We start from the raw sequence: 14,082 nt of genomic DNA on the forward strand, positions 1-14,082 counted from the left end.
GCCCCGATCAGGCCTGGCCGGCTGCCGCGTTGATCGGTGCCATGTCGAAATAGTCGCGCCAGGCTTTGATCTTTCCGTCCTCGACTTCGAATACCCCCATGACCGGGAGCGCTACCTCGGCGCCGTTGATGGTGAAGACGTCGACGCGCTCGTTCATGACGGTGTTGCCGTCCGCGACCTGACGCTTGATCTGAAAGTCGATGTTGCCGAAGGCACCGACAAACTGCTCGATGAACGCCCGGACGGCCTCGCGACCGACCACGGGCTCCATCGGAATGTTGTGATAAACGACGTCATCGGTGAAGTAGTCGACGATCTTTGCAACATCGGCGTCCGCCCACAGCGCACAGAAATCGGTGATCAGCTTATCCGATGTCATTGTGTTCCAGCCTCTTTCGAATCGTTTTCGTAGGGTTCGATGATTGCCAGGATGCTTTCGATCTCGCCTGCCGGTATCCCGAAGTACTCGGTGACGAAAACTGTGACGGCCGGTGCCTGGCCAGGTGTTCCGAGGTCGAGCAGATACCGCGCGACGACGCTCTCGCCCCACTCACGCAGCGCGAGTTCACGTATCGCCACGATTCCGCGATATTGCTGCCCCTGTTCGAGCTCGTTGCTGATGAACGCGCCGGTGTCACCGGTTCGCTGACCGTTCTCGACCCGCCAGGCGTCAGCGGCGAATCGGACCTTCGTTGCGTCGTGAGTGAGCAATGCGTTCACGTATTCACGCGCCATGGCGACGCGCCCACTGACCGCAGACTCCGTGGAGTGCTTGGCAATTGCACCCAGGATCGACTCAGCCAACTCCGGTCGGCAGATCACGAGATCCGGAAGGTAGGGGTGAGATTCGTTGTAGAGCAGCGGTGAACCGTCGATGCGGCTGCAATGCAGCCCGGCCGCCTGTGCGACGCCGACGGGTGCAGCCGAATCCCATTCCCACTGCCCACCGGCGTGCAGGTAGGCGTCGACCTCGCCTCGCACCACCGCCATCGCCTTGGCGCCGGCCGATCCCATGTGCACCACGTCGGCGCCGAGTTCGGCTGCCACCGCTTCGGTGAATGCGGGTGGTCGCGATCCGCTGACTACTACGCGGAGCGGCGAACCCGCGGGAACCGAATCGGCCTCGTCGCCACTGGAGTACACCGCTGCGAGCGCCGGCTGAGCAACCGCGGCTGCGGTAATTCCGCTACCGCGCTCCCAAAGCGCCACGTGCACTGCCCAATCCGCGTGATCCGGCAAGCCGTATTCCTTGGAGCCGTCCAGCGGATCGATGATCCAAACCCGGGATGCGTCCAGACGATTGCGATCATCGGCAGACTCCTCCGAGAGCACGGAATCCTCCGGCCGCTCGGCGGCCAACCGGTCGAGGATGTAGGAATCGGCGGCCTTGTCGCCCCGGCGACCAAGCTCACGACCGTCGTCGACACCCAGGCCCTCGGCTCGGATCCCCAGGAGGATCGCACCAGCGGCCTGAGCCAATTCCGCCGCGAGTGCCTCGTCGGCGATTCTGCTGTGTGTGGATTCGCTCACCGGTCCAACACTTCCATAATTCGCAGCGCAAGTTCGGTAGGCGTTCCGTCTTCGGGTCTGATCACCAGCTCGGCACTGGCTGGAGCCTCGTACGGATCGTCGACTCCGGTGAAACCCTTGATTTCCCCGGCCCTGGCCTTGGCGTACATACCCTTGGGGTCTCGGGCTTCACATTGCTCGATCGGGGTGTCGACGTAAACCTCGACGAACTTCAGCCCGGCGGCCTCGTGCGCCGCCCGCACTCGATCACGATCTTCGCGGTACGGGCTGATCAGGCAGGCCACTGCCACTGCACCTGAATCAGCGAACAACTGCGCCACCGAGCCGACTCGGCGGACGTTCTCGGCTCGGTCCTCGGCACTGAATCCCAGATCCGCGTTCAATCCGTGCCGGAGGTTGTCGCCGTCGAGGCGGTACGCCGGGATACCAGCGGCCACCAAGCGGCGTTCGAGTTCGACCGCGATCGTCGACTTACCCGAGGCCGAGAGACCGGTGAGCCAGACGGTGGCGCCGGCGGTCGCACGTTCCTCGCGAGAAACCTCCGAACTGTGCCAGACGACGCGCGATTCCTTGAGTGTCGGACCGTTGATCATTCCGGCCGCGACGGTATTGCCCGTGGTCTCGTCCACGAGGATGAAGCTGCCTGTCACGCGGTTGCGGCGGTAGGGATCGAACATCAACGGCTGCTGCGTCTTGATCGAGATGCGACCGATCTCGTTGAGGGACAGAGATTCTGCTTTCTCGTCGCGGTGCAGAGAATTGACGTCCAGGCGATAGTCGAGCTTGACGATCTGCACTTTCGTGGAGCGCGTGGTGTGCAGCAACGAGTAGCGGTTGTTCTCCGACAGGGTGGTCTGTTCAGTCAACCAACAGACCATCGCATCGATTTCCTGCCCGACCTGCGGCCGGTTGTTGAGCCGACACAATTGGTCCCCTCGGCTGACGTCGAGATCGTCGGCCAGCTCGATGCAGACGGCCGAGGGCGCAAACGCCTCGTCGATCACGTCACCGCCCGGCCCGTGGACTGCCTTCACCGTCGAGGTGAATCCTGAAGGCAAAGCCACGATTTCGTCGCCGGGTTTGAAGACGCCACTGGCAACCGTTCCGGCGTATCCCCGGAAATCGTGGAGGTCGGCATCCGTTTGCTTCTGCGGACGGATCACGTACTGCACCGGGAAACGCGCGTCGATCAAGTTGCGATCCGAAGCGATGTGCACCTGCTCGAGATGGTGCAGCAGCGAAGGCCCGTCGTACCAGGACATGTTCTCGGTCCGGGCAACGATGTTGTCCCCCAACAGCGCCGACACCGGAATGAACGTCAGATCGTGGACGTCCAGTTTGATCGCGAATTGCCGGAATTCTTCCTTGATCTCCTCGAACCGTTCCTGAGACCAGCCCACGAGGTCCATTTTGTTCACACACAGCACGAGGTGGGGTATCCCCAGGAGAGTCGACAAGAAAGCGTGCCGTCGCGTCTGTTCGAGCACACCTTTGCGTGCGTCCACCAGGATCAGGGCAAGGTCGGCCGTCGAAGCGCCGGTCACCATGTTGCGGGTGTACTGCTCGTGCCCGGGTGTGTCCGCGATGATGAACTTCCGGTGAGGGGTCGCGAAATACCTGTGGGCCACGTCGATCGTGATGCCCTGTTCACGCTCGGCGCGCAATCCGTCGGTCAGTAGCGCGAGGTTGGCGTACTCGTCGCCGCGTTCTCGACTGCTCCGCTCCACGGCCTCGAGTTGGTCCTCGAAGATCGACTTGGAGTCGTAGAGCAACCGGCCGATGAGTGTCGACTTTCCGTCGTCGACACTCCCCGCTGTAGCGACTCTCAGCAGTTGCGGCATCAGAAGTACCCCTCTTTCTTACGATCTTCCATGCCAGCTTCGGAAATCCGGTCATCAGCTCTGGTTGCGCCGCGCTCCGTGATACGGCTCGCCGCAACTTCTTCCACGACAGCGGCCGGTGTTTCGGCCGACGATTCGACGCATCCGGTACACGTTGCGTCGCCGACCGTACGGAAGCGCACCAACGCCTCGTAGGACTCCTCGCCGGCGCGAAGCTCGAGGAAGCGGGTGCGTGCCAACAACATTCCGTCGCGCGGAACGACTTCGCGACGATGGGCGTAGTAGATGCCGGGAAGGTCGATCCGTTCCTTCTCGATGTACTGCCAGATGTCGAGCTCTGTCCAGTTGGAGAGCGGGAAGATCCGAATGTGTTCACCCTTACGGTGTTTGCCGTTGTACAGGTTCCACAGTTCAGGTCGCTGCACCTTGGGATCCCACTGCCCGAACTCGTCCCGGAAGCTGAACACCCTCTCTTTGGCGCGCGCCTTCTCCTCGTCTCGGCGAGCACCACCGAACACGGCGTCGAACTTGTTGTCGCGAATTCCGCGCAGCAACGCGTGCGTCTGCAGGCGATTGCGACTGGAACCGACTCCGGTGTCCTCGATGACGCGTCCGGCGTCGATGTCGTCCTGCACGCTGGAGACGACAAGACGCAGGTTGAAGCGATCGACCGTGTGGTCGCGGAACTCGATCACCTCGTCGAAATTGTGACCGGTGTCGACGTGCATCACGGCGAACGGCAATGGAGCAGGCCAGAATGCCTTGGCCGCTACGTGCAGCATCACGACGGAATCCTTACCTCCGGAGAACAGGAGGACCGGCTTTTCGAAAGTCGCTGCGACTTCGCGGAAAATATGGACCGCCTCCGCTTCGAGTGCCCGCAAATGCGACAACTCGTAGGCGGGCGGGGTCTGGAGTGTTGCCATGTCTTTCGCTCCTGAGCATCACGTACTCCGTGCGGAACACCATTTCCGCATCGGTACATTTATGTACCGGACTGGTTCTAAATTGAACGCAATCACAGAATAGAACTCGTTCTACCCAAAGGTCAATGACCGGCAATCAGACGTCACAAACCGCGAACCGGACTCCGGCCACCAACTTCCGCCGTCACCGCATCCGCCGCCGAAACCAGCGCCGCTGCCCTTCGCTCGATCTCGGCGCCCGTAATCGCCCCGCCCACATAAAGTGTCAGCACAAGGGCCTGATGTCCCTCGGCGTCGTAGGTCGGGGCCGCGATGAGACTGACGGGATGCTCGTCGTCAGAGCTGATGTCGCGCCCGAGGTACACCCTCTCGCCCAGGCTCGACACCATCTCACCGAGCAGTTCACGCACCTCTGGCGGAAGATCGTGCGTCGCAACGCCCGCCATCAACGTGTGCAGTCGCTGCCCGACTGGATCCAGACTCTCGACCAGATACCCCGCAGCGCGACACTCGCGGACCACGTTCCACAGACGCTCGCGATCCAAGCGCACCGGCAGGCTCGGCTCTTTGCTCAGCCAACTGTCCATGTCGTGATCCGAACCCCAGAGGACGTACATCAGTCCGACCGGTGGTGCGAACGGGTACACCTGACCGACCTTGGCAGCGCGACGCGCTCCGATCGGTCCGGTCACTTCGAGAACGCTGATCTGATCACCGATCACACCGGACGCCGTGCACGTCGTTCCGAACTCCGTGCTCACTTTCTCCAGATGGGTGCGGGCAATGGGTCCGACGGCAAATCCTCGCTGAGCTGCACGTCCGGCTGCGATCAAGGCCGGACCGAGCCCATAGGTCTTCGACACCTCGTCCCGAGTCAGGTATCCACGATCAGCCAGCGCCGTGAGGATTCCCAAGCAGGTGGGCTTGCTGATCTCGAGCGCGCGGGCCAGTTCCGACAGACCGAACCGCTGATCAGGGCGGCCGACGAGGTAGTCGAGCACCTGAACCACCCGTTCGGTGGGAGGCGACTGCCTCCCCCGCGGGCGTCCCTCTTCAGGCGTCTTCTCCGGTCCACCCATTGACCACTCCCTAGAACGCGTTCTATTGTCGAAATACCCAACATCTACCAAATAGGTACATATTTGTACCATGACGCTCTGGACCGGCGACATAGTCGGAACTGTGAGGAGCCAGCGTGCTGACGGACCCGTTTGCCGAGGCGATCGCCGAAGCCGAGAAATTGATCGAGACTGCGCCGCACATCAGATCCGAACAGGATCTACTGGAGGGATACCAATATCTGGCCGGCGGAATCATCGCGACGACGCATGCCGCCTGGGCCAGCGAAAAGACCCATCCGAGTTTCATCCAGGGCACCGGACCATTCACCAAGATGGGTCTCGACAACCCGGACACCCTCTACTTCGGCGCCCGTATCAACGACGACAAGGAATACAAGGTCACCGGAAAGCGCGGCACCACAGCCGATCTCAGCTTCCAGGTGTTGAGTGGGAACTACACCAACTCGAACGTTCCCGGCAGCGAAATCGCCTTCGACGACCGCGAGCTGGAGATAGACGACGACGGCAACTTCGTCGCTTGGTTCGGCCCCGGCCCCGCCGACGGACGAGCCAACTACTACACCCTGGCGCCCGGATCCTCGCAGCTGGTCGTTCGCGAGGTCTACAGCGACTGGAGTCAGCAGCGCGGCGTGATCCGCATCGAGCGCACCGATTCGATCGGGATCGCGCCGCCACCTCTCACCGCCGAAGAGACCGAGAAGCGTTACGCCCGGGCTGGGAAGGCACTGGTCACGCGGGTCAAGACGTGGCTCCAGTTCCCGGAGTGGTTCTACCTCAAGCTCACGGTCAACACCATGACCGAACCACGCCTGACACCGGGCGGGCTGGCAACGCAGTACTCGTCGGTGGGACATTACGAACTCACCGACGAGCAGGCGATGATCATCACCGTTCCCGCCTCCGACGCACCGTATCTCGGCTTCCAACTCGGGAGCCTCTGGTACATCTCACTGGACTACGTCAATCATCAGACCTCCCTCAACAACGGCCAGGCACAGGTCGATCCGGACGGGATGGTCCGAATGGTGGTCAGCGAGAAGAACCCCGGTGTCACCAACTGGATCGAAACCGTCGGACATCCGCGCGGCATTCTGCAGTTCCGTTGGCAGCGCGTGTCCCGCGAGCTGACGCCGCAGGACGGTCCCGCCGTCGAAATTGTCGCCGTCGCAGATATTGCGAAGCACCTGCCGCATTTCGACACCAACACCATCACCGCCGAGGACTGGGCAGCGCGCATTGCCCAGCGCCAGGCCGCCATCGACAACCGAATGCTGGGGTAATCATGACCGCCTTGCTCGAAGACCGTGTAGTAGTCATCTCCGGAGTCGGCCCGGCACTCGGCCGCGCTCTGGCCCTTCGATGTGCGTCGGCCGGCGCGAGTCTTGTTCTCGCAGCACGTACGCAATCGCGACTCGACGACGTTGCGAAAGAAATAGTCGATGCCGGTGGGCGCGCCGTCACCGTTGCCACCGACATCACCGACCAGGCTTCCGCCGAGAATCTGGTGGCCGAGTCCATTGCCGCCTACGGCAAAGTCGACACTCTGATCAACAATGCATTCTCGATTCCGTCGATGAAACCGTTGGCTCGCACCGATTACCAGCACATCCGCGACAGCATCGAACTGACCGTTCTCGGGGCGTTGCGCCTGACTCAGCTGTTCACGCCGGCACTTGCCGAGTCGGACGGCTCCGTGGTGAACATCAATTCGATGGTGTTGCGGCATTCGCAAGAGCGTTACGGCAGCTACAAGATGGCGAAGTCGGCCCTGCTCGCCATGTCGCAGTCCCTGGCCACCGAACTCGGCCCGCAGGGAATTCGTGTCAATTCGATTGCACCCGGCTATATCTGGGGTGACACCCTCAAGGGATACTTCGCGCACCAGGCGGAGAAGTTCGGCATGACTGTCGAGCAGATCTACGAGCACACTGCGTCGAACACCGACCTCAAGCGCCTGCCGACGACGGATGAAGTATCCGATGCGGCGATCTTCCTGGCGTCCCCGATGGCCAGCGCGATCACCGGCCAATGCATCGACGTCAACTGCGGCGAATTCCATCACTAGGAGCACCATGACTGAACGCACTCACGTCGGCACCGTCGAGGATCTCCACGCCTCGGCGACGCGGATGACCGGCCTGACGGACTTCGGCGTCGACGATTACACCGAGGCTCTGTCGGTTCTCCTCGAGTCTTACGACCGCGACGAGGATCTGACGCCCTTCGGCAGCAAGATCTCTCGGGTATTCCTTCGCGGCGCCCTGGTGGCCCGTCTCCTCAGCGAATCGGCGTGGAAGGAGCATCCGGAACACGCCGACGTCAAGATCGAGCGGCCGATCTTCGTCACCGGATTGCCACGCACGGGCACCACTGCCTTACACCGCCTCCTCACGGTCGACCCGGCTCACCAGGGCCTCGAGATGTGGCTGACCGAGTTCCCTCAGCCTCGCCCGCCTCGCGATACGTGGGAATCGAACCCGGTCTTCGCCAAGATCGAGGAGACATTCGGTCAACACCACGTCGAGCATCCCGAATTCATGGGCGTGCACTACATGTCGGCCAGCGAAGTCGAAGAATGTTGGCAACTCTTGCGTCAGACGTTCAAGTCCGTGTCGTACGAGTGCCTGGCAAATCTACCCACGTACTCCGCATGGCTGAAGGACCAGGAGTGGTCGAACGCCTATGCACGACACAAGAAGAACCTGCAGCTGATCGGTCTGCCCGATCAGGATCGACGGTGGGTCCTCAAGAACCCGAGCCACCTGTTTGCGCTCGACGAATTGATGGAGGCGTACCCCGACGCTCTCGTCATCCAGACTCACCGCTCCCCTACGACGATCATTCCGTCGGTGTGCAGCCTGGCCGCCCAGGCGACAGAGGGTTGGTCGAACACGTTCACCGACAAGGTGATCGGCGAAAGTCAGCTCGAATTGTGGGCCAGGGGGCTCGAGCAGTTCGACAGTGCACGCGCACACCACAATCCCGCGCAGTTCATCGACGTCGACTATCAGGACTTCGTCACCGATCCACTGGGAACCGTCGAGAACATCTACACGCACTTCGACATCCCGTTGACATCTACCGCCCAGCAGTCGATGGAGGCCATGCACGAGGAAAGCCGCTCGGGTGCTCGCAAACCGTCGCACAAGTACACGCTCGAGGAGTTCGGCCTGACGAAGGAACAGGTGGAGGAGCGATTCGGAACTCGCTGACCACCGTTGGTCGACGACCTCGCTGACGACCTTGCTGACGACTGAAGCCCCCGCCGGACGGCGGGGGCTTCAGTACGCAACTCGGTCAGCTGCTGAAATGCTCGCCGAGCAACCGGTCCAACTCCGTCGGCGCCTCGTCGGGAATCCAGTGGCTCACACCCCGGAGAACTTCGAACCGATACGGACCGTCGACAAACGCGGGAGTGAGGGCAGAACCCTTGGGCCCGATGGCGGCGTCGCCGTCACTCCAGACGTGCAGGGTCGGCACGGTGACCCGGGCAGCTGCCGGGTTCGGCTTGGTCATCCACATCGCGCGGTACCAGTTCAGACCGCCGCGCAGTCTGCCGGGAGCGAGCATGGCGTTCAGATCGCGCCGCGCATTCTCCGGCGTCTGCCCACTCGAAACCAGGAACTTCTCGCCCAGCGATGACGAGGCCAGAATCTTCTCAGGAACGAAGGGCAATTGGAACGCCCCCATGTACCACGATTTCAGTCCCTGAGTGCTGGTCACCATCGCCTTGATGAAGGCCAGCGGGTGCGGAACCGACACCGTGGTAACGGTATCGAGCAAATCCGGCCGTTCGGCAGCCACCTGCCATGCGACCGCGGCACCCCAGTCGTGGCCGACCAGGTGCACCTTCCCCACACCGAGTGCGTCGATCAGCGCGACAGTGTCGGCGGCGAGTTCGGACCCGCGGTAGGCCCAGCGCGCTTTCGGCCGGGCACCGGGTGAGTATCCTCGCTGGTCCGGCGCCACGGTGCGGAAGCCGCGGGCGTGCAGTAACGGCGCGAGATGATCCCATGAGCGGGAATCCTGCGGAAATCCGTGCAAGAGGACCACGACCGGACCGTCTGCCGGTCCTTCGTCGCGTACGTCGAAGGTCAGCCCGGACCGGGAGTACGAGGTGAGGCGATCCGCCGGCGTAGTCATAGCGCCACGCTAGTCTTCGCGGCCCGTGTAATCGGAGCCTTTTCACCTGCGCGCAGGAACTGGCCTGTCTTTTCGATGCCGAATCCCGGGGCAAATTCACCTTCGCGGTAGACGAGTCGGCCGTTGATCACTGTCGCGACGGCCGCATCGTCGCTGCGGTTGACCATTCGACTGATCCCGCCGTACTCGGGAACGGTTGCATCGAACAAGCCGTCGACCGACTCGTCGAGCCCGGCTGGATCGATGACAACGAAGTCCGCGCGGTCGCCCTGGCGTAGATGTCCGGCGTCGATGCCGTACCAGTCCGCCAGTTCACCGGTCAGGCGGTGGATTGCGCGCTCGATGGTGAGGAACGGCTTGCGGTCACTCTGAGCGTCCTTGACGCGCTTGAGGAGTCGCACCGGGTAGTTGTAGAACGCCATGTTGCGCAGATGTGCGCCGGCATCGCCGAAGCCCATCTGCACACCGGAACTCGCGGCGAGTTTCTTCGCGAACTTGGGCCGGTGATTGGCAATGGTGGTGCGCCAGCGAAGATCTCGCCCGTACTTCACCACCAGGTCGAGGTACGCGTCCACCGGGTGCACTCCGCGGATGTCACCGACCTGACCGAAGTTCTTGCCGATCAACGTCTCGTCCGGGCATCCCACGATGACCGCATCGTAGAAATTGCGATGCCAGATGCGGGGTGAGAACTTGTTGTCGTAGTCCTTACGGAATGCGCGACGGTACGACTCGTCCTGGAGCAGTTCGTTGCGCTCCACCTGGTCCTTGAGATGCAAAGCGGCGGCGCCGGCACCGAACTCCTCGAACACGACGAGGTCAATTCCATCCGCGTAGACGGTGAAGGGAACCGGAAGGTGCTGCCACTTGAAATCGGTCTTCGCGAAGCGATTGAGCAGTGGGGCCGCAGCGAGCATGAAGTACACGATCACCGGGTAGGCCTTCGAATCCGCACCGGAGAGCAGCGACGTCTTGAGCGGCTTCTTGCGTCCGATGGCGGAGCTTTCGGCGAAGAACGCCGCGACGTTCGGATGCAGGTTGATGGTCGGAGCGCTCTGCAAGATCTTTCCGCGATCACGAAGGATGCGGTTGAGGAATCGGAACTCTTTCCACCGTGCATACGTCGACGGCAAAGAGCGAGAACGGTATTCGTCGCCGTCGATCTTGTCGAGGGCATTGGTCATCGACGACAGGCCAAGCATCCCCGCATCAATGGCGTCCTCGAGCATCGAGCCCATCCGGCCGAGTTCCGAGCGGGTCGGCTTGACCTTCTTGTCGGTGCCGCGCCCCAATCCGAGTACGTGCGTGCGGATGTCGGAGTGGCCGATGAATGCCGCGACATTGGGTCCGAGGGGAAGGGCTTCGAGTGCGGCGGTGTAGGCCGCGGGACCGGTCCAGGTCTTGTTCGCTTCGAGGATGCGCAGCACAGCGTCGTGGGGAACTGCTTCGACCCGGCTGAACAGGTCAGCGATTTCACGCGGGGTCGAATACACCGTCGACAGTGAGCAATTGCCGAGCACGACCGTAGTGACGCCGTGGCGAACCGATTCCGGAAGGCCTGGACTGACCAAGGCTTCGGCGTCGTAGTGCGTGTGGACGTCGACAAAGCCCGGGAGAACCCACTTGCCGGCCGCGTCGATCACCTCGGTGTCCGGCCCGATCTCCAGGCGCGTCGTGGACACCTCCGCGACCACGCCGTCTCGAATTCCGAGATTTCGACGCAGACCAGGAGCCCCCGTCCCGTCGAACCACAACCCGTCGTTGACCACGATGTCGAAAGCAGACACTGTCGGACTCCTCGCCTCACGTATGTGTTACCTCACGTTATAGACAGCGTTGAGTAAAAGTCAATGAACCTTCCGAACCAATACATAAGATGTCGGAATGGCCGCAGTCCCCCGCTCCCCCGAAGACCGTCAGAGGCAAATCCTCGAGGTAGCAGTACACATGTTGCGGACCGAGCCTTTCGACCAACTGTCGATGGATCGTGTCGCAGCCGAGGCCGGTGTCTCGCCGCCACTGCTGTTTCACTACTTCAAGAACAAGAAGGGTTTCCAGAACGCCATCCTCGAGGCCGCCTCGGCCGATCTCGAAGATCGAATGCGACCGGATCCCGAACTACCGATCACGTCCCAGCTGCGTTCAGGTATCGAAACATTCGTCGATGCCGTTATCGAGCACCCCACCATTTACCTCGCCGTGATGCGTATGGCCGGCAGTGGCGACGTCCGGATGCGCACGATCTACCGCGGGATGCGCCGAACGTTCACCACGTGGATCGTCGCGGCGCTCACAAATCTGGGCATCGAATCGAATGCGACCGTCGAGGCGACCATCGCCGGGTGGCAGGCATTCATGGAGGAAATAGTCGTCAACTGGATCGACGAGCCGACCCTCGAACGAGGCGAGATGGTCGACCTCTGCGAACGAATTTTCTACCACTGCCTACCGGCGGCGGGCATCAGCGTGGAACAAATAGTGGCGGCCACCATGGCTGCGACGGCCAGTGAGTCCGGCGCAACAAAACTGTGATCTTCGCGCCGGGGTTTCACAGGTGGTCACGATTGGGTATCTTGCTTGCAGTGGCGCTGGACCACGACCCCAACACATGAAGGATCCAACATGGAGTCTGTCGAAAACGTATTGCCCGAGGGTGTCAAGCTCGAAGACGTCTTGAGTGTCCTCAAGGTCGCAGTTGCGGGCATCGGCCTCATCAGCGCACTTTCGGCATTCAGCTGATCGCAAAGCGTCATCGACAGGCCGGACTTCGGGGAGTCCGGCCTGTTTTTTGTTTCCGCTCCTGAACAATCCGTGAACTTTTCAGCAACTTCAGCGCAAAGTGGTCATTTCGACCAAAACAAGCGTCCAGTTTGCTAACTTGTGTCTGCGACACAAGGTCGTACAGAAACACCACGCAGACACAACCTTGTACATACAAACCTGTACATACGACACGGAGGACCGAAACATGGGTTCCATCAACACCCTCAGCGCCGTCATCGACATCATCAAGGTCGTCCAGCCGTTGATCGCCAAGCTCAACCTCAGCTGATTCGCTTGCACCACACCCCTGCCAGGGCGTAACTCGAAATGGGGCCGACATTGTCGGCCCCATTTTCCGTAGGTGCTCTATCTCAGCCGAGTGCCTTCTTGATCTCTCCTGCCAGTACCGACGCCAGCTGCGGCGGCACCGCATTGCCGATCATCGTTCGCACCGCTCCCCACTTACCCTCGAAGACGTAGTCGTCGGGAAAGGTCTGGAGGCGAGCAGCTTCTCGAACGGTCAACGATCGCGTGTGTTTCGGATGCACGTTGCGTGAAGCCGAGATCATCCCGAAAGTGGTTCCGACCGTGGACGCCGGCTCGTCCCACCGGAGGCGCTTGTACGTCGTGTTGTACCCGGACGACGGTCGCATGGCCGGATCTTCGTTGTCGTGCGCCGACATTCCTTCCGGTACATCACGCAGCCACCGCAAGACGTGCTCGGGATGCTCGACGGCCCAGTGCAGCGGGTCCATCTCGCAAGCCTGCCCGGATTCCAGCGGGGCCAGGTCGACGGTGGCATCGCGAAAAGTCCTCAGCGGCGCAACACCATTCACGCCGTGAGTCTTCGGCGGAAAACGCAGCGGCCCGATACTACTGTCGCGGCGGGTCGCCACGATGAACACTCGTTCCCGGAACTGCGGGACGCCGTAATCCTGCGCATTGACCGTGTTGACCGACGCGTCGTAACCGCATGCAGCCATCTCGCCGAGAATCCGGTCGACGACCATCCCACCGTCCGGGTCCTTCATGCTGAGCAGCAGTCGCACGTTTTCCATCACCAAGACCTTCGGCTTCACCAATTCGGCGAGCTGCAGCAGGTTCCGGAAGAGATGGTTGCGCGGATCGTCGCGGTCTCGCCGGCCGGCGAGGCTGAACCCCTGACACGGCGGTCCCCCAGCCAACACATCGATGTCCACTTGTGCCAGAAGATCTTTCACCCGTGCTTCGTCGATCGCCCGAATGTCCTCGCCGAGGCACCTCGCGCCGGGGAAGTTCCGATCGAAGGTCGCACGCGCCTCCGGCACGACTTCGATGTATCCCTCCACCGAAAACCCCGCCATCCGAAAGCCTTCGGCCATACCGCCACAACCCGAGAACGCTGTCAATACGGTGGGGCCGCCGCTTCCTGCCCCCGCGACGGCACGCCGGGCCACCGAGGCGGGGTCGTTGACCGGTGTCACTCGACGCGCACGGGTACTGCCGCTCGATCGCTTCCGGGGGGCCGCGTACGTACCCTCACGCTTGGCCGCTTCCAGCGCGGAGAGGGCCGTGAGAACTGCTCGTTCCGCCGGTGGCTTCGGATACGCCTTGTCGAGTTCCCACGCGGAGACGACGGCTGACGAGACTCCCGCTTGACGGGCGAACTGGAACTGACTGATCCCCACGTCCAAGCGCCGTGATCGCAGGTCCTGTCCCGAAATCAATTCAGTGCCTCACTCATGTGGTCCGCTCGCTCCGGCAGCCCAGACTATCGCAGCCGACCCCGTGAACCGGGACCTCACAAGGAAGACCGGC

The 14,082-nt window shown here is 61.9% G+C and carries 13 protein-coding genes; 5 read left to right on the forward strand and 8 right to left on the reverse strand.

Going from position 1 to position 14,082, the window contains the following annotated elements:
• Positions 1-7 precede the first annotated feature (7 nt).
• From FEZ59_RS25055 to FEZ59_RS25075, 5 genes are all read right to left on the reverse strand, one after another.
• Positions 8-379, reverse strand: coding sequence for a limonene-1,2-epoxide hydrolase family protein (locus tag FEZ59_RS25055; RefSeq protein ID WP_007726173.1), 372 nt, complete (start codon positions 377-379; stop codon positions 8-10).
• Positions 376-1,530 carry a 3'(2'),5'-bisphosphate nucleotidase CysQ gene (locus tag FEZ59_RS25060; RefSeq protein WP_172933359.1) on the reverse strand — a complete coding sequence of 385 codons (1,155 nt, stop codon included), beginning with the start codon at positions 1,528-1,530 and terminating at the stop codon, positions 376-378. Before FEZ59_RS25060 ends, FEZ59_RS25055 begins: the two co-directional genes overlap by 4 nt.
• A complete protein-coding gene (gene cysC, locus FEZ59_RS25065) occupies positions 1,527-3,371 on the reverse strand; it encodes an adenylyl-sulfate kinase (protein WP_134999595.1) in 1,845 nt (614 codons plus the stop codon). The genes FEZ59_RS25060 and cysC overlap by 4 nt, the downstream gene beginning before the upstream one ends.
• Complete coding sequence (cysD, locus tag FEZ59_RS25070; protein WP_172933360.1) at positions 3,371-4,297, reverse strand: sulfate adenylyltransferase subunit CysD; 927 nt, start codon at positions 4,295-4,297, stop codon at positions 3,371-3,373. Before cysD ends, cysC begins: the two co-directional genes overlap by 1 nt.
• A gap of 143 nt (positions 4,298-4,440) precedes the next feature.
• On the reverse strand, positions 4,441-5,376 hold the full coding sequence (locus tag FEZ59_RS25075) for a helix-turn-helix domain-containing protein (RefSeq protein WP_172933361.1): 936 nt from the start codon (positions 5,374-5,376) through the stop codon (positions 4,441-4,443).
• Between the two features lie 116 nt (positions 5,377-5,492).
• On the opposite strand from FEZ59_RS25075, the gene FEZ59_RS25080 reads away from it, so the two are divergent.
• Genes FEZ59_RS25080 through FEZ59_RS25090 form a run of 3 tightly spaced genes read left to right on the forward strand, consistent with a single transcriptional unit; the run spans position 5,493 to position 8,591 of the window.
• Positions 5,493-6,659, forward strand: a complete 1,167-nt coding sequence (locus FEZ59_RS25080) for a hypothetical protein (RefSeq protein ID WP_021344867.1) — start codon at positions 5,493-5,495, stop codon at positions 6,657-6,659.
• Between the two features lie 2 nt (positions 6,660-6,661).
• Positions 6,662-7,444 (forward strand): SDR family oxidoreductase, encoded by a 783-nt coding sequence (locus FEZ59_RS25085; RefSeq protein WP_007726165.1) that lies wholly within the window; start codon positions 6,662-6,664, stop codon positions 7,442-7,444.
• 7 nt (positions 7,445-7,451) lie between these two features.
• Positions 7,452-8,591: a sulfotransferase gene (locus tag FEZ59_RS25090; RefSeq protein WP_020908307.1), complete on the forward strand. Its 1,140-nt coding sequence runs from the start codon at positions 7,452-7,454 to the stop codon at positions 8,589-8,591.
• Between the two features lie 85 nt (positions 8,592-8,676).
• Here FEZ59_RS25090 and FEZ59_RS25095 read toward each other — a convergent pair whose 3' ends face one another.
• Entirely contained in the window at positions 8,677-9,522 is an 846-nt protein-coding gene (locus FEZ59_RS25095) for an alpha/beta fold hydrolase (RefSeq protein WP_172933362.1), read from the reverse strand.
• Positions 9,519-11,309 (reverse strand): amidohydrolase family protein, encoded by a 1,791-nt coding sequence (locus FEZ59_RS25100; protein ID WP_172933363.1) that lies wholly within the window; start codon positions 11,307-11,309, stop codon positions 9,519-9,521. The genes FEZ59_RS25095 and FEZ59_RS25100 overlap by 4 nt, the downstream gene beginning before the upstream one ends.
• A 97-nt stretch (positions 11,310-11,406) precedes the next feature.
• Here FEZ59_RS25100 and FEZ59_RS25105 point away from each other — a divergent pair, with 97 nt between their 5' ends.
• Positions 11,407-12,054 carry a TetR/AcrR family transcriptional regulator gene (locus FEZ59_RS25105; RefSeq protein ID WP_019749202.1) on the forward strand — a complete coding sequence of 216 codons (648 nt, stop codon included), beginning with the start codon at positions 11,407-11,409 and terminating at the stop codon, positions 12,052-12,054.
• A 394-nt stretch (positions 12,055-12,448) separates the two neighbouring features.
• Positions 12,449-12,574, forward strand: coding sequence for a hypothetical protein (locus FEZ59_RS30335; protein ID WP_255246884.1), 126 nt, complete (start codon positions 12,449-12,451; stop codon positions 12,572-12,574).
• A gap of 82 nt (positions 12,575-12,656) precedes the next feature.
• On the opposite strand, the gene FEZ59_RS25110 is transcribed toward FEZ59_RS30335, so the two are convergent.
• Positions 12,657-13,952: a DNA (cytosine-5-)-methyltransferase gene (locus FEZ59_RS25110; RefSeq protein ID WP_172933364.1), complete on the reverse strand. Its 1,296-nt coding sequence runs from the start codon at positions 13,950-13,952 to the stop codon at positions 12,657-12,659.
• Positions 13,953-14,082: the final 130 nt, after the last annotated feature.

The sequence above is a fragment of the Rhodococcus sp. MS13 genome (genome assembly GCF_013277835.1).
Classification (GTDB): Bacteria; Actinomycetota; Actinomycetes; order Mycobacteriales; family Mycobacteriaceae; genus Rhodococcus_F; species Rhodococcus_F erythropolis.

Coding starts and splice junctions, on each gene's coding strand:
- cysC (WP_134999595.1), bottom strand. CDS start 3,371: ATGCCGCAACTGCTGAGAGTCGCTACAGCGGGGAGTGTCGACGACGGA.
- FEZ59_RS25075 (WP_172933361.1), bottom strand. CDS start 5,376: ATGGGTGGACCGGAGAAGACGCCTGAAGAGGGACGCCCGCGGGGGAGG.
- FEZ59_RS25055 (WP_007726173.1), bottom strand. CDS start 379: ATGACATCGGATAAGCTGATCACCGATTTCTGTGCGCTGTGGGCGGAC.
- cysD (WP_172933360.1), bottom strand. CDS start 4,297: ATGGCAACACTCCAGACCCCGCCCGCCTACGAGTTGTCGCATTTGCGG.
- FEZ59_RS25105 (WP_019749202.1), top strand. CDS start 11,407: ATGGCCGCAGTCCCCCGCTCCCCCGAAGACCGTCAGAGGCAAATCCTC.
- FEZ59_RS25095 (WP_172933362.1), bottom strand. CDS start 9,522: ATGACTACGCCGGCGGATCGCCTCACCTCGTACTCCCGGTCCGGGCTG.
- FEZ59_RS25090 (WP_020908307.1), top strand. CDS start 7,452: ATGACTGAACGCACTCACGTCGGCACCGTCGAGGATCTCCACGCCTCG.
- FEZ59_RS25085 (WP_007726165.1), top strand. CDS start 6,662: ATGACCGCCTTGCTCGAAGACCGTGTAGTAGTCATCTCCGGAGTCGGC.